Origin of the sequence: Saccharopolyspora hattusasensis, assembly GCF_050972075.1 — a bacterium.
In the GTDB taxonomy this organism is placed as follows: domain Bacteria; phylum Actinomycetota; class Actinomycetes; order Mycobacteriales; family Pseudonocardiaceae; genus Saccharopolyspora; species Saccharopolyspora hattusasensis.
Map to the genome: position 1 here is coordinate 7,708,144 of NZ_JBPCDC010000001.1, position 18,670 is coordinate 7,726,813.

16 protein-coding genes are annotated in these 18,670 nt (G+C 67.6%); 11 read left to right on the forward strand and 5 right to left on the reverse strand.

The window, feature by feature from the left end; all coding sequences use genetic code 11:
- Nucleotides 1-26: 26 nt before the first annotated feature.
- The 4 genes from ACRXBZ_RS36570 to ACRXBZ_RS36585 are packed head-to-tail and all read left to right on the forward strand — an operon-like array spanning nucleotide 27 to nucleotide 5,383.
- The gene (locus tag ACRXBZ_RS36570; protein WP_433882971.1) at nucleotides 27-1,670 is read left to right on the forward strand and encodes an IucA/IucC family protein; all 1,644 of its coding nucleotides are present in this window, start codon (nucleotides 27-29) and stop codon (nucleotides 1,668-1,670) included.
- Nucleotides 1,667-3,430 carry an IucA/IucC family protein gene (locus tag ACRXBZ_RS36575; protein WP_433882972.1) on the forward strand — a complete coding sequence of 588 codons (1,764 nt, stop codon included), beginning with the start codon at nucleotides 1,667-1,669 and terminating at the stop codon, nucleotides 3,428-3,430. The genes ACRXBZ_RS36570 and ACRXBZ_RS36575 overlap by 4 nt, the downstream gene beginning before the upstream one ends.
- A complete protein-coding gene (locus ACRXBZ_RS36580; RefSeq protein WP_433882973.1) occupies nucleotides 3,424-4,197 on the forward strand; it encodes an HpcH/HpaI aldolase family protein in 774 nt (257 codons plus the stop codon). Before ACRXBZ_RS36575 ends, ACRXBZ_RS36580 begins: the two co-directional genes overlap by 7 nt.
- Nucleotides 4,190-5,383 carry a type III PLP-dependent enzyme gene (locus ACRXBZ_RS36585; protein ID WP_433882974.1) on the forward strand — a complete coding sequence of 398 codons (1,194 nt, stop codon included), beginning with the start codon at nucleotides 4,190-4,192 and terminating at the stop codon, nucleotides 5,381-5,383. Before ACRXBZ_RS36580 ends, ACRXBZ_RS36585 begins: the two co-directional genes overlap by 8 nt.
- A 106-nt stretch (nucleotides 5,384-5,489) precedes the next feature.
- On the opposite strand, the gene ACRXBZ_RS36590 is transcribed toward ACRXBZ_RS36585, so the two are convergent.
- Nucleotides 5,490-6,704, reverse strand: a complete 1,215-nt coding sequence (locus ACRXBZ_RS36590) for an RNA-guided endonuclease InsQ/TnpB family protein (protein ID WP_433882975.1) — start codon at nucleotides 6,702-6,704, stop codon at nucleotides 5,490-5,492.
- Between ACRXBZ_RS36590 and tnpA the strand changes: the two genes are divergently transcribed.
- Nucleotides 6,625-7,023 carry an IS200/IS605 family transposase gene (gene tnpA, locus ACRXBZ_RS36595; protein ID WP_433882976.1) on the forward strand — a complete coding sequence of 133 codons (399 nt, stop codon included), beginning with the start codon at nucleotides 6,625-6,627 and terminating at the stop codon, nucleotides 7,021-7,023. The two genes, ACRXBZ_RS36590 and tnpA, sit on opposite strands and share 80 nt — an antisense overlap.
- Before the next feature lie 193 nt (nucleotides 7,024-7,216).
- Here tnpA and ACRXBZ_RS36600 read toward each other — a convergent pair whose 3' ends face one another.
- Nucleotides 7,217-7,966, reverse strand: a complete 750-nt coding sequence (locus tag ACRXBZ_RS36600) for a VIT1/CCC1 transporter family protein (protein ID WP_433882977.1) — start codon at nucleotides 7,964-7,966, stop codon at nucleotides 7,217-7,219.
- Between the two features lie 593 nt (nucleotides 7,967-8,559).
- Entirely contained in the window at nucleotides 8,560-8,730 is a 171-nt protein-coding gene (locus ACRXBZ_RS36605) for a hypothetical protein (RefSeq protein WP_433882978.1), read from the reverse strand.
- A 258-nt stretch (nucleotides 8,731-8,988) separates the two neighbouring features.
- On the opposite strand from ACRXBZ_RS36605, the gene ACRXBZ_RS36610 reads away from it, so the two are divergent.
- Together ACRXBZ_RS36610 and ACRXBZ_RS36615 are read left to right on the forward strand one after the other, a co-directional pair.
- Nucleotides 8,989-9,309, forward strand: coding sequence for a helix-turn-helix transcriptional regulator (locus tag ACRXBZ_RS36610; protein ID WP_433882979.1), 321 nt, complete (start codon nucleotides 8,989-8,991; stop codon nucleotides 9,307-9,309).
- An 82-nt stretch (nucleotides 9,310-9,391) separates the two neighbouring features.
- Nucleotides 9,392-9,532, forward strand: a complete 141-nt coding sequence (locus ACRXBZ_RS36615) for a hypothetical protein (RefSeq protein WP_433882980.1) — start codon at nucleotides 9,392-9,394, stop codon at nucleotides 9,530-9,532.
- A gap of 248 nt (nucleotides 9,533-9,780) precedes the next feature.
- Here the strand turns inward: ACRXBZ_RS36615 and ACRXBZ_RS36620 are convergent, their stop codons facing one another.
- Together ACRXBZ_RS36620 and ACRXBZ_RS36625 are read right to left on the reverse strand one after the other, a co-directional pair.
- The gene (locus ACRXBZ_RS36620) at nucleotides 9,781-11,322 is read right to left on the reverse strand and encodes an IS1380 family transposase (protein ID WP_433878012.1); all 1,542 of its coding nucleotides are present in this window, start codon (nucleotides 11,320-11,322) and stop codon (nucleotides 9,781-9,783) included.
- Between the two features lie 409 nt (nucleotides 11,323-11,731).
- Nucleotides 11,732-12,241, reverse strand: a complete 510-nt coding sequence (locus ACRXBZ_RS36625; protein WP_433882981.1) for an Imm1 family immunity protein — start codon at nucleotides 12,239-12,241, stop codon at nucleotides 11,732-11,734.
- Here ACRXBZ_RS36625 and ACRXBZ_RS36630 point away from each other — a divergent pair.
- The 4 genes from ACRXBZ_RS36630 to ACRXBZ_RS36645 all read left to right on the forward strand — a co-directional run bounded on the left by ACRXBZ_RS36630 (nucleotide 12,180) and on the right by ACRXBZ_RS36645 (nucleotide 18,384).
- Nucleotides 12,180-12,839, forward strand: coding sequence for a phenylacetate--CoA ligase family protein (locus ACRXBZ_RS36630; RefSeq protein WP_433884176.1), 660 nt, complete (start codon nucleotides 12,180-12,182; stop codon nucleotides 12,837-12,839). The genes ACRXBZ_RS36625 and ACRXBZ_RS36630 overlap by 62 nt on opposite strands.
- Before the next feature lie 170 nt (nucleotides 12,840-13,009).
- Nucleotides 13,010-13,357 carry a hypothetical protein gene (locus ACRXBZ_RS36635; protein WP_433882982.1) on the forward strand — a complete coding sequence of 116 codons (348 nt, stop codon included), beginning with the start codon at nucleotides 13,010-13,012 and terminating at the stop codon, nucleotides 13,355-13,357.
- Between the two features lie 139 nt (nucleotides 13,358-13,496).
- Complete coding sequence (locus ACRXBZ_RS36640; RefSeq protein ID WP_433882983.1) at nucleotides 13,497-16,841, forward strand: molybdopterin-dependent oxidoreductase; 3,345 nt, start codon at nucleotides 13,497-13,499, stop codon at nucleotides 16,839-16,841.
- Between the two features lie 268 nt (nucleotides 16,842-17,109).
- On the forward strand, nucleotides 17,110-18,384 hold the full coding sequence (locus tag ACRXBZ_RS36645; RefSeq protein ID WP_433882984.1) for a YrhB domain-containing protein: 1,275 nt from the start codon (nucleotides 17,110-17,112) through the stop codon (nucleotides 18,382-18,384).
- Nucleotides 18,385-18,670: the final 286 nt, after the last annotated feature.

Consider the following 18,670-nt stretch of genomic DNA (forward strand, 5'->3'; position numbering starts at 1 on the left):
CGGGGCATCCGCAGATTGGAGATCAGGTGAAGGACGTTCTGGCACGTGCTGCGGCGCGACAGCGCTTGCTCAACGCGCTGGTGCGGGAAATCGGCGGAGAGGTGAGCGACGAGGCGTTGCGGGTTCCCCTGCGCACAGCGGACGGAGTGCTGCGAGCCGAGGTTCGCTACCGGTCGGAATTCGGCCACCACTCCTACGGGCCCGAGGTGTTCCGGGAACTCGTCGACGGCAGCCGGCTCCCGGTCGACCACGACGAATTCGTGGCGCTGATCGCCGGTGAGCTCGCCGAGCGGGGAGTCGAGGCACCAGCGGGGGCGGCGGAGGAGTTCAGCCGCCAGGTCGCCAACAGCGTCGCCAGGACGGCGCGCTACCTGGCCCGCGAACAGCGCTCCACCCCCGTCACCCCGGCGGAGATCACCCGGCACGCCGAGCAGTCGCTGCTGCTGGGGCACCCGTTCCACCCGACGCCGAAGAGCGCGGAGGGATTCAGCGACGACGAACTCGCCCGCTACGCACCGGAACTCGGTGCGTCGTTCCAGCTGCACCACTGGGCGGTGGCACCCGATCTGCTGCTGGAGGACCGGGTGGCCGACGGGCCCTGGATCCCGACCGAGGCCGAGGAGAAGGCCCGCACCGCCTTGCACCCCGACCAGTCCGACTACGAGCTGCTTCCGGTGCACCCGTGGCAGGCGGCTTACCTCCAGCGGCAGCCGCAGGTCTCGGCGCTGGTCGACGCGGGACGGCTCGTGCCCCTTGGGCCATTGGGCGCGGAGGTGTATGCGACGTCCTCGGTGCGCACGGTGTGCGATCCCAGCTTCGAGACCGCGTGGAAACTACCGCTGCACGTGCGCATCACCAACTTCGTCCGCAACAACCCGATCGAGCACCTGCGCCGCGCCGCCGACGCCGGCCGGCTGGTCGGCGACGCCGCGAACCGCTGGCGGCACGGCGGGTTCGAGGTGCTGCCGGAAACCGGTTATCGAACCGTCGACCCGGACGTCGTCGGCGACCTGGCGGCGGATTTCGCGGTGCTGTTCCGGCGAAACTCGTTCACCGGCTCCGGGACGGCCCCGCAGGTGCTCGCCGCGCTCCTGGAAGACCGGCTCGACGGGCGCGCCCCGGCGCTGGTGGACCTCGTGGCGGAAGCGGGCCCGCTTTCGCCCGGGCACGTCGCCGACTGGTTCCTGGAGTACTTGCGGATTTCGTTGGGACCGGTGCTCGCGGTGTTCACCGACCAGGGCATCAGCTTCGAGGCCCACGTCCAGAACACCCTCCTGCACGTCGAGGATGGTTGGCCCCGGCGGTTCTTCGTGCGTGACATGGAAGGCACCAGCGCCAGCCGCGACCGCGTCCGGCCCGGGATCGTCCCGCCGGGCAGCCCGGTGCTCTACGACGACGCCGAAGCGTGGATGCGACTGCGCTACCACCTCGTCACCAACCACCTCGGCCACCTGGTGGCGGTGCTGGGCCGGTTCACCCCGGCGAGCGAGCGGCAGCTGTGGTCGGTGGTGCGGGACTTCCTGCACCAGTGCCCCGGTCGCTACGCCGCGGAACTGCTGGCAACGCCGGTGCTGCCGGCGAAGGCGAACCTGCTCAGCCGGTTCGCCGAACGCGGCGAGCGCCCGCTCTACGTAGACGTCCCCAACCCGATTCGCGAGGTGAACCGATGACCGCGGAGCTGGTGCATGCGGCACTGACCGCACCGAGCTTCCAGAATGTGCGGCGCCGGGTCTTCCGCCAGCTGGTGGAGTCCCTGGTCTACGAAGGCGCGCTGAAGACCAGGCAGGACGGCGACGAGCACTTCGTCGACGGCGTGGACGCAGCCGGTGCGGGGGTCTGCTACTCCTTCCGCTCGGTGCGCCGGTTCGGCTTCGACCGCGTCGGCCTCACCTCGGTGGTGCGGCGCGGCGACGTCGAGGCGGAGTCGATCACGCTGTTCCTGGCCGAAGTGCGCGACTCGCTGGACGCCGATGCCGAACACCTGACCGGCTTCGCACGCGAGCTGGAAGAGACCCTGTTCAAGGACGCCCTGTCGGAGCACGCCCGCACCGGGCGGCAGACGGATCTGTCCACTGCGGACTACGACACCCTGGAATCGGCCATCACCGATGGCCACCGCTACCACCCCACGTACAAATCACGGCTCGGGTTCGACGCGGCGGACAACATCGCCTTCGGGCCGGAGTTCGCCAACCCGGTGCGCCCGCTGTGGCTGGCCGCGCACCGCCGCATCACCGAGATCAGCGCCTCCGCATCGGTCGACGCCCATTACGTGGCCGGCCAGCTCGGTCCCTCGGCCGTCGAATTCCACCGCCGCATCGAAGAGCTCGGGCACGATCCGGGCGACTACGTGCTGGTGCCGGTGCACCCGTGGCAGTGGCGGGAGCGGATCGCCAGGGCGTTCTCCGACCAGCTCGGCCGCGGTGAGCTGATCCCGCTCGGGACCGATCCGGACGACTTCGGCGCGCAGCAGTCGATCCGCACCCTGGCCTGCTGGGACGCGCCGCGGCGCCCCTACCTGAAGCTGTCGATGTCCATCGTGAACACCTCGACGAGCCGAGGTTTGGCCGCGCACACCGTGCGCAACGCCGCGCGCATAACCGACTGGCTTCGGCAGGTCGTCGCCGGGGACGACTACCTGCGCGACGAGCTGCGCCCCGTCCTGCTCGGCGAGGACCTCGGCGTAGCGGTGACCCCGGAGTCCGGGCTGCTGCAGGCGGACACCTACGGGGCCTTGGCCTGCATCTGGCGGGAGAGCCTGCACCGGCACCTCGAGCCGGGGGAGCGCGCAGTGCCCTTCACCGGACTGACCGCGTGCCAAGTCGACGGCACGCCCCTGATCGACCCGTGGGTGCGCGAGGTCGGTGTCGAGGAATGGGTGCGGCGACTGCTGCGGGTAAGCGTCCTGCCGCTGGTCCACCTGCTCTGCCGACACGGCATCGCGCTGGAATCCCACGCGCAGAACATGGTGCTGGTGCACGAGAACGGCACGCCGGCCAGGGTGGTGCTGAAGGACTTCCACGACGGGGTGCGGTTCTCCCGCGCGCACCTCGCCGAGCCGCAGCGGTGCCCGGAACTGGCCGGGACCCCGGCGCACCACCAGAACCGCAACTCGTTCGTCGAAACCGACGAACTCGCCCTGGTCACCGACTTCCTGCTGGATGCGTTCTTCTTCATCAACCTCGGCGAGCTCGCCATCTTCCTCGCGGACCACTGCGACCTCGACGAGCGGCGCTTCTGGCGGCTGGTGCGCGACGAGATCCGCGCCTACCAGCAGCGGTTCGGCGAACTGGCCGACCGCTTCGCGCTGTTCGACGTGTTCACCCCGACCATCGAGGTAGAGAAGCTGACCACCCGCCGGCTGCTGCCCGACACCGAACTCCGGCTGCACACCGTGCCGAACCCGCTCGCGGAGGTGGACCGGTGCTGAGGCACAACACCGTCAAGGAACGCCTCTCCGGAAGCGGCGAGAGCTACGGGCTTTTCTGCTCGATCCCGTCTCCCGCGCTGGTGGAGATGGTCGGCTGCGCCGGGTACGACTTCGTCGTCCTGGACACCGAGCACAGCCTCGTGGACCCGCAGCAGCTGGAAAACCTAATCCGCGCTGCAGAAGCCGTCGACCTGGTCCCCTTCATCCGCGTCCCGGAAGCCGATCCGGGCGCGATCCTGCGGGCGCTCGACGCGGGCGCGCTGGGCGTGGTCGTGCCGCATGTGCGGACCAGAGCCGATCTCGACGCGGCGATCCGGGCCGCGCGGTACGCGCCGGAGGGCATGCGCAGCCTAAACGGCGGTCGGGTACCGGGCTTCGGACGCATCGAGCTGACCGAGTACGTCCGACGCGCCAACGCGGAAATCATGGTGATCGCGATGATCGAGGACGCCGAAGGCGTCGATGAACTCCCGGCGATCCTGGCCGGCGGCGGAGTCGACCTGGTGCTGGAAGGCGCCGCTGACCTGTCCCAGTCCTACGGCGTGCCGTGGCAGACCCGGCACCCGGTGGTCCGCGAAGCACTCCAGCGCGTGCACGCCGAGTGCAAGGCGCGCGGCGTGCCGTTCTGCGCGATCCCGCGGACCCGAGAAGACCATGAGCAGTGGCAAGCCGCCGGTGTCCGGACCTTCATCCTCGGCGAGGAACGCGGCCTGGCGGCCCGCGCGCTGCGCACCCACCTCGACCAGCACCGGGGGACCCATGCGTGACCAACTGGTGAAACTCGTGCAGGACCGCGCCGGCGGCGAACCGGTGTGCCTGTTCGCCTACGACCTGGACCAGCTCACCGAACACGTCCGCACCGTGGTGGAGTCACTCCCGCCGTGGTGCCGGATGTTCTACGCGATGAAGGCCAACAGCGACGATCGGCTGTTGCGCGCCCTGGCGCCCCTGGTCGCCGGGTTCGAGGTCGCTTCAGGTGGGGAACTGGCCAAGGCGCGGGCGATCGGGGCGGATATCCCGGTGATCTTCGGCGGGCCGGCCAAGACACCGCGGGAGATCGAGCAGGCGCTGGTGCAGGGCGTCACCCGCCTGCACGCGGAGAGTGTGCTGGAACTGCACCGGATCTCCGAAGCCGCGGCCCGGCTCGGGCGCACCGCGGACGTGCTGCTGCGGGTCAACCTGGCCGGCCCGTTCCCGAGCGCAACCCTGGCGATGGCCGGGCGCCCCACCCAGTTCGGGATTTCCGAACAGGTCCTGCCGGATGCGATCATCGCGGCGCAGACCCTTCCCGGGGTGCGGTTGACTGGCTTCCACCTGCATTCGCTGTCCAACAACCTTTCCGCGCCAGCACATCTGGAACTCCTGGAGCACTACCGGCGCACCGTGTCCAAGTGGGAAAGGGAGTTCGGGCTGCGTTGCGAGGTGCTCAACGTCGGCGGCGGGATCGGGGTGAACTATGGCGACCTGGACGACCAGTTCGACTGGCCGCACTTCGCCCGCGGACTGCCCGCGGTGGTCGCCGGATTCCCGGACCACCTGCGGGAGATCGACTTCGAGTGCGGCCGGTACCTGGTCGCCGAATCCGGCTCGTACGCGGTCGAAGTCCTCGACGTGAAGCGCAACCACGGCGTGGACTACGCGTTGGTGCGCGGCGGCACCCACCACTTCCGGCTCCCGGTTTCATGGCAGCACAGCCACCCTTTCACCGTGCTGCCGTTGGAGCAGTGGTCGTCGAGCGCACCGCGTCCGGTGCTTCGCAACGCCCGGGTCACCGTGGTCGGCGAGCTGTGCACCCCCAAGGACGTGCTCGCGCGCGACGTGCCGGTGGCGCAGATCCGGGCGGGTGACGTGCTCGTATTCAGCCACGCCGGAGCCTACGGCTGGGAGATCTCGCACCACGACTTCCTCAGCCACCCGCATCCGGAACATGTCTACTACGGCGACATCTGGTGAACAACTCGGCCCTAAAGGACTGAGCTTTTAAGCGGCTCGGTCCGTAGGGGCTTTGCTTGCGCTCCCGTCTCGCCGCTGGCTGTGATGAGACGGGTCGCATACCCACCTAGCCGGTGGGATCGGGCATGTTTACAAATACCCACGCCGAGCGTGCGCGGTCGCGCACGTTGACCCCGGCGACGACGTCGGCGGGTCCAGCGAGACCACACCGACGACAAGAGAAAACGTCCCGATTGGGCCTGTTGGCCCGCTCGGTGTGACCGCACAGCGGGCAGTGCTGCGAGGTGTAGTGCGCGTCCACCTCGATCATGGGAACGCCTACACGCTGGGCTTTGTAGGCGATGTAGTCCCCGAGTTGGGCGAACGGCCAGGAGGATTGCGTGGCCCGCTGGTCGCGTCGAACCGTGACCCGCTCGCGGATACCGCCGAGTTCTTCGAGGGCGATTCCGCGTCCGGTGCGTTGGGCGACGGCCACAACATCCTTCGCGATCTTATGGTTCATGTGCGCGGCGTGCCGCGCTTCCCGCTTCGCACGCTTTTTCAGCAGGCGAGCTGCCGAACGGGTGTTTTTGGCCTGGATCTCTGTCTTCTTCTTAGCCTGCCAACGCCGGTAGCGATTCAGGCGACGACCGGAATAGTTCGCGGCGTCGCTGGTGGTGGCCAGGTTGTTGATGCCCCGGTCCACCCCGATCCCCTCCACCGGCTCACACTGCGGTTCTTCGGGAACGTCGCAGGTGGCGATGATGAACCACTTGCCGTCCCGGAACAGCAGGTCCGACTCACCCTGCCGGTGATCCACCAGGGTTTTCAGGTCCCTTTCCGAGCCGGTGAACGTCACGTTGCGCATCCGCCCGTGCACGGTCCAGATCGACACCGTGCGCATATCGTATCTCCACGACAAGCACCGATCATCGTAGGTATGCGCAGCATTCTCGCGGAACTCGACCGGCTTGGACGCAGCCTTGACGCGACGTTTCGAACCCGGCTTACCAAGGTTGCCGTTGCGGATGTTCCCGCGCAGTGTGGTGTAGGCATCGGCGACGCGTTTGATGACGTGCTGCGCGGCCTGGGCACCCAGACCACGGTCCTTGAGACGGGCGTAATGCAGCGACCGCAGTTGCTTGACCGAGCCCTTCAGCCCGTGGGCGTCGAAACCGGCCCGCGAAACGTCGTTCGCGGCCTTGTTGACCGCGTGCAGGGTCGTTTCCAGCGCCGACACCTGCTCCGGCGTCGGCTGCAACTTGACCTGCACAACGATCTTCACGTCGATCACCATAGCGTTGGTCCATGTCACGCCGAAGTGCCGGCGTGGTCCGTTCACCAGCGACATCCTCACCAGGTCCGAAGAGATCATGCGCGAGGTCTGCGCGGACTTCGGAGCCCAGCTGCGCGAGTTCAACGGCGAAACCGACCACGTGCACCTACTAGTGCACTACCCGCCACAGGTCGTCTTGTCTCGCCTGGTCAACAGCCTTAAAGGTGTCTCCTCGCGCCGCCTGCGTCGGGAGTTTCCCGAGCACATCCGCAAATACCTGTGGGGGAGCCACTTCTGGTCCCCGTCCTACTTTGCGGGTTCCTGCGGCGGAGCACCGCTGGAGATCGTCAAGGAGTACATCACCAACCAGAAACGCCCCAGTTAAAACGGTGTCCCCGGCGCGCAGCGCACCGGGGACACCGTGCTCTAGGGATCGCATTCCTCCCGGCGTGAACAGCCGGGGTTCCTGCGATTAGCTTCGCTGAAGTCAACGGACGGTTGGAGTGCTCGCGATGCCCTGCTGGGGCCGCTGATCGCAGTGGAAACGACACCGAGTGCAGCGTGCTGATCGGCTCGGCTCAAAGCACTCCAGTTGTGCCCAGCAGCGCGCCAACGGCGTAGGTAGCGCCGAGTGCCAGCGCGCCGCCGGCCACGACCCGGACCGCGGCTCGTGCTCGGGACCCGCCACCGATCCAGGCGGCGATCGCGCCGGTCAGGGCGAGCGCGGCGAGCGTGGCCGCGAACGTCACCGGCACGCGCAAACCGGGACCGGGCAGCAGGATCGCGAGCATCGGCAGGACGGCGCCGATCGCGAAGGAGACGAATGAGGCGATGGCGGCGTGCCACGGGCTGGCGACGTCGTCCTGGTCGATGCCGTGCCGCTCGCGTACCTGTGCTGCGAGCGGGTCGTGGGCGGAGAGCTCCTCGGCGCCCCGGTGTGCGGTGTCCGCGGAGATTCCTCGTTGCTCGTAGAGGTGGGCGAGAACCCGCTGCTCGCGTGCCGGGTCCTCGTCCAGCGCACGGCGCTCCCGCTCGATTAGCGCCCGTTCGCTGTCGCGCTGGCTGGAGACCGACACGTACTCGCCGAGGGCCATGGACACTGCCCCGCCGATCGCTGCGGCAAGCCCGGCCGTGAGAATCGGTCCGGTGGAGACCGTCGCGCCCGCCACACCGACGAGGACTGCCGCGGTCGAGACGATCCCGTCGTTGGCGCCGAGAACGCCGGCCCGCAGCGCGTTGAGCCGCTGTTCGAGCGGGACGATGCGCGGTCGATCCAGCTCCGGAGAATCCGCCTTAGCCGAGTGATCAGCGATATCCGTGATAGCCACGATTAGGGACGTTATCCCGGTATTATCCGGGTTGCAATCAAGGAGAGACTTACCTCATTTCCGTCATTTGTCGTGCAATTAGGAAAGGCTCTCCTTGAACAGGGAAGCCTCTGCTGGGCTCCGGCCCAGGGTGTGGATCCGGTCTACCAAGGTCGTTGCAGGCAAGGGAATTCCCGTCTCAGGAAAGCCTCAGCTGATTTGCGCGCGGAGGGTGAACGGCGGGCCATTCGAAATAGGGATTGCTCTCTCAGGTGAATTGTCTGCGGCGTTTTGGTGTGGTTCCCGAAAACGGTCGTGAGCCTACGCGCCTTGGCCAGACCGCCGGCTTACGATCGTGGGGATCGAGCACGACGAGCTGATCGGCCAACGCCGCGCGGGCCGTGTCAGCCGCGGTAGCGGGCGGCGGTGAAGACTGCCCGCGCCGAGATATGGCTGTGCGTATTGTGGTGGGCGGTCCGGGAACTGCTCCAGAAGTTCGAACCCAGACTCGGCGAGGTGGGCCGTCAGGACTTCAGCGGGCAGGACGCGGCGGGTGATCACGTCGGTGGGGCGCTCACCGGTGTCGTGGCGTCTCCACTCCCGGTACATGGTGGTCAGGTGCTTCTCGGGGGCCAGACGACCCGTGTGGTGACCTCGGCATGCAGGCTGGCGGTGTCGATCCGGGAGGCGAAGGGCCCGGCCTCTTCGGGTGCCGGCGGGGCCAGCGGCCGGAGCCCGATCTGCATGAGCCCGAGGAAGTTCTTGGTCTGGGTCGGGTGGGTCACCGATCGTGGTAGTCCGGGTCGGGCCAGGCGCCTTGGTGCCCATCGCCTCGGCGGCCGACGGCGTGCCTTCCACCAGTTCGCCGCGGAACAGCTCATCCATCTTCACGGAGTTCTCCCTACCTGGTGGGTACTGTCTGTGCTTGGCAAGGCACACACAGTTTCGACCCGGGAGAGATCGCGGACGTTCACAAAAGCCACACACTTTGCCGCGCTGAGCAGCGACCAGGCGGCGAGCGGCATCAGGAACAGGAGCGGCCCATGCACGAGATCGAGCACGTCGGCGCAGCGATCAAGTTGCGCCGCAAGGCATACGGTATGACTCAAGTCAGACTCGCTGAGATGGCTGATGTTTCGCTGTCGCTTCTCGGCAAAATCGAATCTGGCGGGCACGCCGCGACCCATGCTGTGCTCGCGAACGTGGCGCGCGCCTTGCGGGTTCCCGTGGAAATGCTGACCTGCCAGCCAGCCCTACCGCGAGAACCTCCGCGACGCCGAAACGCGCCGGGCCGTGGAGGCGCTGCGGTCGGTCTGCGTCGCAGTGATCTTCCGCCCGACGTGACGTCCCCTAAGCACCCGTGAGCAAGAGCAAGAGCAAGAGCAAGTGGACTGGGCACGGGCCGCGCGGCCATGATGATTGTCAGCAATTAGAAAGGAGCGGTACGTGTCATCGCTGGGGGAAGTTGTCTCGTGCCTCTACCTGTTCTTAGGAAAGTGCGACCACGCCCAGACATGGCTCACCAAGGCCCAAGAGCTGGCCGAGGAAGCCCACGAACTGACAGCCCACGCCCTGACCGCGCCCTGACCGGCTCAGTGGCATCGGACGTGTTAGACGGTCTTGGCGCTCTTGCCGCCGCACCTTTCACGGTTGCCGATGCCGCTAACCCTGACTTTTCATGGCGGTCGGTGAGCGGGTGAGGGGGTTGGGTTTTGCTGTGGTGGGGCTGGTTTTCGCGGCCTGGGCGTGATGGTTGCCCGGCTGTCGGGCCGGGTGGCCGGGGGTTCCACGGGCCCCGGGGTCTTTCTTGGGTCGTAGGGGCGGGTTGGCGCTGGTTAGGGTGCTTGTGGCAGGGCGGTGATGCGCTGCCAGGCGCTCTCGATCTGGGTGGCCCAGGGCCAGGTGCGGGGAATTTTGAGTCGTCGTCGGCGGCCGCCGCGGACGAGGCGGGCCGCGGTGTGCAGGATGCGGTAGCGCAACGTTTTCGGCTCGGCTTTGGCCAAAGCGCCGTCGAGGGCGAGGAGTTTGAGCCAGGAGAGCAGGATGGCGGCGGTCATGGAGGTGGTCAGCCAGGCGGTGTTGATCGCGAAGTCGCGGGAGGGGAATCGGCCCAGGCCGGTGTCCTTGCCGGTGCGGATGCAGTCCTCCACCCGGGCGTGCACCCGGTGCGCGGCGTCGATGTACTGCGACTGCCCCAGCCACCCCTTCGTGGTCTCGGGACGGTTGGTGACCCACAGCGTGTAGCGCCACCCGTCTTGGGTTTCGAACAGGGTCAGCTGCGCCCCAGGATGGGGACGTTCGCGACGCACGAACACCCGCATCTTCTCCGGCCAGGCGGAGAGTTGGTCGCCGCCTGGTCCCTGCCGCAGCAGCCCGGTCAGCTCGGCCACGTGGGCCTGCTCGACCCAGCAGCGGGCGTGTGTGCACCGGGGGTTGTCGCAGGCGTCCTCGGCGCGTCGCTCACGCAGCTGCCCGCGCGGCCCGATCGCCTGCACCCACGCCCGCTCGGGCACCAGCCGGATCGCGGTCTTCTCCCGCTCGGTCAGCGCCCACCCCACCGAGTAGATGAGCTGGTATCCGCGCCGGGACGCGAGCTTGTCCAGATGTGCGATGAGCTCGTGACTGGCGCCGGCACCGTCCACAGTGACCATCAACCGCCTCCGAAACTGTTGTGGCAGCGCGGCAATCGCACTATCGGTGATGGCGATGTGGTCCTCGGCTGTGTTGCTGCCGGCCGAACCGCGGCGCAGCATCCACGCCAGCGGCTCACCCCCGGTGTTGTCGCAGTAGGCCTGCAGCGGGTGATGGCCGAACCCCTTGAAGTTCGCCTCCGCCCACTCCTTGTCCGAATGCGCGTCAGTGACCGTCGCGTCGATGCGGACGCAGGTCACCCCCTCCAGGGTCTTGTCCGCGATGCGCACCCCGGGAAGCGTGCCGTGGCGTGTCACGATCTGGTCCCACGCATACCGGCGGGCAGTGTTCACTGCGGCGGTGATCTTCTTCGCCGTGCGGGTTCCGCCGTCGGCGATCTCTTCCAACGTCCGCCACGCGGTGGGCACCGACGCCACCGGCCCGAACAGCTCCCGCTGGTCACCCATCACCCGGAAATCGCTGATCGCCCGCGCCCCGTCGGCGATCGCGCACGCCACATCCGCTACCACCCGGCCCCGGTTATGCACCAGCAACCGGGTGCCGGCCAGCGCCTTCGACAAGCCTGCGGTCAAACCCGTCTTATCGGTCAACCCGCGCAGCAGCGCAAGCCCGGCGTGCGACACGATCCCCTCACCATCAGCGGTGACTTCCAAACCCCGCGACCACCCAGTAGCCTGCACCTCGAAAGTGCTCCTCACCTTGGTTGCGATACGGACGTCAGACACCCGTATCCTCCCAGGTCAGGAGCACTTTCTGTGTTCAGGCACGCCGCAACACAACCGACCCACATGAAAAGTCAGGGCTAAGATCATCTGGAAGACCCAATCGACGGGTCCAGGGCTACCTGGCGAGCATCGGAGCCGGCTTCACCAACTCAGCCACAAGCGCCGCTGTCCCGACCCCACCCGAGCCGGGAACAAGGTTACGCCGAACCGCGGCCGTCCACGCTGAGGAAACCGGGCGAGACATCGGCCGCAGACCCAACAGCAGATCCACGCGCAACCACGTGCGCGAGGTAGCGTCGCGGGAAGAACTGGACGCGCTTTTTACCGCGCTGTCCGTCAGCGGAAAAGAACTCGACAAGCCGGCATATCCAGGATGAATGGTGAAACTTCCAGATGACACAACCATTGGTTATCGAACCAAATCCAGAACCTCGGTCGAACCGCCCATCAATACACTGGCAACGATGATAAAATCAAAATCCACATCAACAAGTAAGGACAAATGGATTTCCGATCGCATATCCGGGATCGGGTCCGGGTAGGCCTGGCACTCCACTGCCCGCTGGCGCTGCGCTGTCCGTAGGGACTCGGCAAGAGCCTCCTCGACCGTGCTCCGCGGCACCCACGCGTTCGCCGACGTCATCAGTCTCGGCAGCTCAGGTTTTGGCGTCCAGTCGACGCAGGTCGGGAGTTGCTGGGTGCTGCGTGCGAACTCGCGCAGTGCCTCGTGAACTCGCGCGATGGGAAGTTCAGCATGACGAGACATGACCATCTTGTGCCCGTCCATGGTGAAGTAATCGACGTACTCGGAATTCGTGCCATCAGCGGGAACGAGGGCGGATGTGGCGTCGAACCACATGAGTGACCCTATCGTGCCGCGCACACCGAGGGTCAAAGTCGGCGCACTCGTCGGGCTCATGGAGGGAAAACCACGCAAGGCCAACCTCGGGACGTTGGCGCTCTTGATCGCGCTCGGCGAGCCCGCGGATGATTTCCTGGAGGGCGCCCTCGGGACGCGCGCCAGCGGCGTGCTGGGTGCCGGCGACGCCATCCGCATGCTCGCCGGTGGCGGCCGGACCGCCATCGTCACCGCACCCGGCGGCCACTTCTTCACTGTGGCGGGAACGGCCCGGTTCCAACGCGACCACCCGCGGCTCGGCCGGAGGCTGCGGGTCTTCTCGATCCACCGGCCGCTTCCGGAGCTGGTCGAGGAGCTCAACCGGTTCAATCCCGCCGTCCTCAGCGGCTTTCTCGGCATGCTCACGCTGCTGGCGGGAGAGCAGGAAGCCGGTCGGCTGCGCATCCGCCCCGCGTTGATCATCCCCGGCGGCGAGACGTTGACCACGGGCCTCAGGAAGCGGCTCGCCACCGCATTCGGCGCCAAGGTCCGGGCCGCCTACGCCGCCACCGAGTGCGGCTTCCTCTCCATGGGCTGCGCGCACGGCTGGTACCACGTCAGCAGCGACTGGGTGGACGCCGACTACCGCCCGACCCCGCCCGTTATTGGGCTGTTGTGACCGCTGCGGGTGTCCACGGCGTGGGGATCGCTGTTCCCCGGTAGCGATACCGGGTGACCGGGACCGCTCGGGCATCGAACAGGGTCGTCTCGACGTCTGTCGGCCACCACCGGGGAAGGTGGCGGCGTCGGAGCTGCTTCCAGCGTCCTGACCCATGCCCCTGCGGCAGCGTGTTCCCCGCCATCCAGGTCCAGGGCCGAGCCGCCGACCTGCTCACGTTCCCCGCCGAGGACGGCGAGCCCGTCACCATGTCACCGATGCTCTTCGGCACAGCGCTGGATCGCGTCACTGGCATCGGGCAGTACCAGGTCGTCCAGACCGCGTCCAGCACGCTGCGCGTGCGCCTGCGGCCCGACAGCGCCGACGCCGAGCAGGTCTGGCAGACCGTGCGGGGCGAGATCACGCACCTGCTCAAAGAGCACGAGGTCGCCGACGTCACGCTCGAACGCGCCGACGAAGCCCCGCAGCAGGAACCCGGCGGGAAGTTCCGCCGGATCATCCCGCAGACCAAGCCCTGACGGCTCTACCGCAGACCGACTTCGCATCGCAGGTTCCCTCGGCGCGCTTGCCCCCTCCGCTTGAGACGAGAAGCCGCTGGACTCAGGTCCCTGGCCGGAAATACCGTGTCATCGGCAAACGACTTCCCGGGAGCGGCTCATGTCAGAGGAAGTTCGGGGCTTCTGCACGCTGTGCCGCTCGCGATGCGGCGCGGTCTACACCGTCGACGCCGGAGCGCTGACCTCGGTGCGACCCGACCCCGAGCACCCGACCGGTGCGGCGTTGTGCCCGAAGGGGCGGGCCGCGCCGGAGATCGTCCGCAGTCCGCGCCGGTTGACGCAGCCGTTGCGCCGCACCAGGCCGAAGACGGAACCCGATCCCGGTTGGCAAGCCATCGGCTGGGACGAGGCGATGCGCGAGATCGCCGAGCAACTCGCGCGGATCCGCGACGAGAGCGGCCCGGAGGCGGTTGCCTTCGCCGTGACCTCGCCGAGCGCGACCCCGATGTCGGACTCGATCGATTGGGTGGAGCGGTTCATCCGGCTCTTCGGCAGCCCGAACATCTGCTATGCGACCGAGATCTGCAACTGGCACAAGGACTTCGCGCACGCGTTCACCTTCGGCTGCGCTCTGCCGACGCCGGATTACGCGGGCGCCGACCTGGCGGTGTTGTGGGGCCACAACCCGGCCAAGTCCTGGCTGGCGCAGTCGGCAGCGCTGGCCGAGGCGCGGGCGCGCGGCACCTCGGTCGCCGTGGTGGACCCGCGTCGGTCGACCAGCGCGCTGCAGGCCGACCACTGGCTGCGGGTGCTGCCGGGCACCGATGCGGCGCTCGCACTGGGCTTGGCCAACGAGCTGATCCGCACCAAAGCCTACGACGAGGGGTTCGTCCGCGAATGGTCGAACGGTCCGTTGCTGGTGCGCACCGACAACGGCCGGTTCCTGCGGGCCGAGGAACTGGACCCCGAGCTCGACGGATTCGTGGTGTGGGACGAGGAGATCGGCTCGGCCGTCACCTACGACACGCAGCGAGCGGCAGCACATCCCGAGCGGTTCGCGCTTCTCGGCAGGCGTCGTGTGGCTACCCGGCACGGCGACGTGGAGTGCGTCCCGGCGTTCGAGCGGTATGCGGCCGCCTGCGCGGCATGGCCGCTGGAACGCACGAGCGCCACAACCGGCGTGGAAGTCCGGGAACTGCACGAGTTCGCCCGGGACCTCGCGAATGCCGGCTCGGTCGCCTACTACGGTTGGACCGGTGTCGGGCAGCACGCCAATGCCACCCAGACAGACCGGGCGATCGCCACGTTGTACTCGCTCACCGGTAGTTTCGACGCTCCCGGCGGCAACGTGGTGCTGCCGAAGCTACCGGTGAACCAGGTGACCACCCCGGGTCAGCTGACGGCCGAACAGCGCGAGAAGGCGCTGCGGGCGTCGGAATTCCCGCTCGGTCCGCCGATGCAGGGTTGGGTGTCGGCACGAGCGCTGTGTGAGTCCGTGCTTTCCGGGCAGCCTTACCGGGTTCGCGCGCTGGTCGGTTTCGGCAGCAATCTGCTCGTGTCGCAACCCAATCCCGGCCGCACGGCAGAAGCCCTGCGCAGCCTGGAGTTCCAGGTGCACCTCGACCTGTTCGCCAACCCCACCGCGGATTTCGCCGACATCGTGCTGCCGGTGAACAGCCCGTGGGAGCGCGAGGCCATCAGGGCCGGTTTCGACATCACCCAGCGCGCGCAGGAGCACGTGCAGCTTCGTCCCCGGCTGGTCGAGCCGGTCGGCCAGTCCCGCTCGGACACCGAGGCCGTCTTCGACCTCGCCCAGCGGATGGGAATGGGGGAGCAGTTCTTCGGCGGCGACATCACCGCGGCCTGGAACCACCAGTTGGCGCCGCTGGGTGTGACGGTGGACGAGCTGCGACGACGTCCGGGCGGCATGCAGATCCCGCTGGACACGCGGTACCGCAAGTACGCCGATGTCGGTGACGACGGCCAGGTGCTCGGCTTCGGCACCCCGACTCGTCGGGTGGAGATGTACTCCGAGCAGCTCGCCGACCACGGGTATTCCCCGGTGCCGGAGCACGTCACGCCGCCGGGGACGGATACCGCTCCGCTGGTGCTGACCTGCGCCAAGAACGGATACTTCTGCCACAGCCAGCATCGCGGGATCTCCTCGCTGCGGAAGCGATCGCCCGAACCAGTGGTGGACATCAGCCCGCAGGCCGCCGCGGAGCGCGTGATCAGCGACGGCCAGTGGGTGTCGATAGTGACAGCCAACGGCACCGTGCGGATGCGCGCCAGGATAGATCCGGCGTTGCATCCGCGGGTCGTGGTCGCCGAATACGGCTGGTGGCAGGACGCGCCCGACCTCGGACTGCCCGGTTCCGACCCGCTGCAGCAGGGCGGGCACAACTACAACCTGCTGATCAGCGACGACGTGCACGATCCGATCAGCGGGTCGATCCCGATGCGGTCCTTCGGCTGCGATGTGCGGCCGGAACCGACCGCGACCTGGCCCGGGCCGCGGTCGTTCACGGTCGCAGACATCGCGGCGGAGACCGACGGGGTTCGCAGGCTCCGGTCGCGGCCGTCGGACGGGGGAGTGCTACCCGACTTCCGGCCAGGCCAACACATCACGCTCAACCACCTGGATACGACCCGCAGCTACTCGCTGATCGGGGCGGCGCGCGTGGACGAGCGCGACGCTTACACCGTCGCGGTGCGCCACGTCCCGGACGGCGACTTCTCGACGTTCGTGCACGAGCGGCTACGGCCGGGCGCGGAGGTTTCCGTCGCCGCTCCGGCCGGCTCGTTCGTGATTCCGGCCGAAATCGACCTGCCGGTCGTGCTGTTGGCCGCCGGGATCGGCATCACCCCGTTCCTGAGCTATCTGGAAACCTTGGCCGCAACCGGTGGCACCGTGCCGAAAGTGGTGCTGCACTTCGGAAATCGCAACCAGCACTCACACCCGTTCGGCGACCGGATCCGCGAACTGCAACGGGCCATCCCGCAACTGACGGTCATCGACCACTACAGCCGTCCGGCAGGGGAAGGGTCGGCCTTCCGCAGCGGTCGGTTGCACGCCGGGCAGGTCGATGCCGAGCTGATCCGCCAGCGCGCCCGGTTCTACCTGTGCGGCCCCGAGGAGATGCTGCGTGATCTCTCCACCGGCTTGGTCGCGCGCGGGGTGCCCCGGTTCGAGATCTTCGCGGAGAAATTCCACGCCGCGGCCCGCGAGGTGGCCATCCCCGATGATGCCGCAGCGGAGGTGCACTTCGCGCGGACCGGGAAGACGCTGCGCTGGCGCAAAGCCGACGGCCCCCTCTTGCAGTTCGCGGAGGACGGCGGCATTCCACTGCCCAGTGGCTGCCGCCTCGGACAGTGCGAGAGCTGTGCCGTCACCGTCCTGGACGGACGCGTAGCGCACCTGGTGGCCCCCACCGACGACCTGTCCGAGGACGCCTGTCTGACCTGCCAGGCCGTGCCCGTCTCAGACCTGACGCTGGACGCCTGACCTCGTCAAACCCTGCAGTGCGCGGGCCTGCCCGTGGGTAGGCGGACCTGCACACCCGCTTGGTCGAACTCGTCAAGCCGGCGATTCGTTGCCGCCGGTCGGGCGTCGGAGGCTGTCACGGAGAGGAATCTCTCGTTTACGCCACCAGGGAGACAGTAGTCCGGGCGGGCAGGTTGTGCCTGACGTTCGGGTAAGTGGTTTGGGGACTGGGTGTGGTGGGCCTCATACTGCGCTGGAAATGGTTTGGCGAGTGAGGGGGCGCAGCGGCATGAACGAGCTCGCGGAGCGGGCGCGCACCTGGTTGCACGACACCTATGGGCAGCGTGTGGTGTTGAGGGATGAGGAGGCGATCCTCTCGACGGAGCGGGTGGCGTTCTTCGGTTGCCGCTATGTGGAGTCTGATGAGCCGATGTTGGCGGCGACGATCTGCGTTCCTCTGGATGGGGCGGATCCGTTTCCCGCGTCTAATGCCGGTCCGCTGGATGAGGCTCTCAATGTGTCACGGCGTGAGCCGGGGGCGTGGCGTTGGCGGGTCAACGCGCGTAACTGTGTGATCGCGACCGATGCCGCGGTGAATTGCCGGCCTGCCTCGGCGCTGCCGTGGGATCCGGCCGGTGAGACGCCGGGCTGGTGGGATCGGATGCTGGCGGCGTATTTCCCCGATGCCGAGGTGTTGATCTGCTCGACGTGGGCGGATGCGAGCAGGGCCATTGTGGACGGGGGTGTGGGGACTCGGGCCGTGGTGTGGTTGCGTCGTCAGCTCGGTGGGCGTGAACTGGCCGGTCACCTGCTGTATGCGGACTACGCGGATGACGCTGTGGTCTTTCTCGATGGTCTACGTGGGACTGTCGCCGAGCAGAACGACTCCGAGGTGGCTGAGCTTGTGGTGGCGCGTTTCCGCCGCCGGCAAGATGAGTCGGTCGGCGGGCTGCTGCCGTCGGAGGCCGCGGCGGACGAATTCGCCGGGGCTGTCGAGAAGGCGCAGGCGTGGCTGGGATACCGCTATGACGGCGAGGTGGAGCTAGTCGGTCCTGATCCGGCCGATGAGACCGAGCGTGGCTGGTTGTTCGCCTGTACCACCCGGAGTTTCCAGGACAGTGGCGACTGGCGTGACCAGATGCTGGATGCGGCTGTGGTGGTCCCGAAAGCGGCCGGTGAAGAGCCGTTCGGTTTGCCCAACCGTGATCCGTGGACGTGGCTGGATGACTGGAACGCCGGAAAGCCGGGGTTGATGCCGCCGCCGGAGCCCGCGCAGGCTGCGTGGTTCGGTCCTATGGTGGCCGAGCTTGGACCTGTGGCCGGTAGCAGCGTTCATGAGCATTGGTTCGGGGTTCTGGAGGAGATCGCTTCTTTTCCCGCGCGAACCCAGGCACTGGTGTGGCTGCGCAGGAAGGATCCCCGGGGCCGGGAGAGCGTCGGGCACCTGTTGATGGCCGTGAACGAGACCGAGGGTGTTCAGCTTTTTGACCCGATGGACGGGCGTGCTCAGCCGCTCATCGAAACCGCATCGTTCGAGTTCCGTGTCATGCGCTTTGGTTCGTGAGTACGGATGCGTGCTGCAGGTCCCCTTTTTCGCTCGCAAGCGTATCCGTTGAGGGTGATATCTTCATGGATTCGAGTGGCGTGGTGCACGTTGCTTGAAGGAGTCGTGTGTTCGTGGTGAGTGACGTGTTGTGGTTCGGGTGCCGGGCGGCTGAGGCCGCCCGGCTAACGGGCTTTGGTGCGTCACCGCGCCGGCAGGTCACGGGGCTGGTTCCCGCATACATCGTTGCTGCCTTGGGTGCCATCAGGAACGCCGGTGTTGGTGGCGTTGGGGTTGGGTGGGTGTG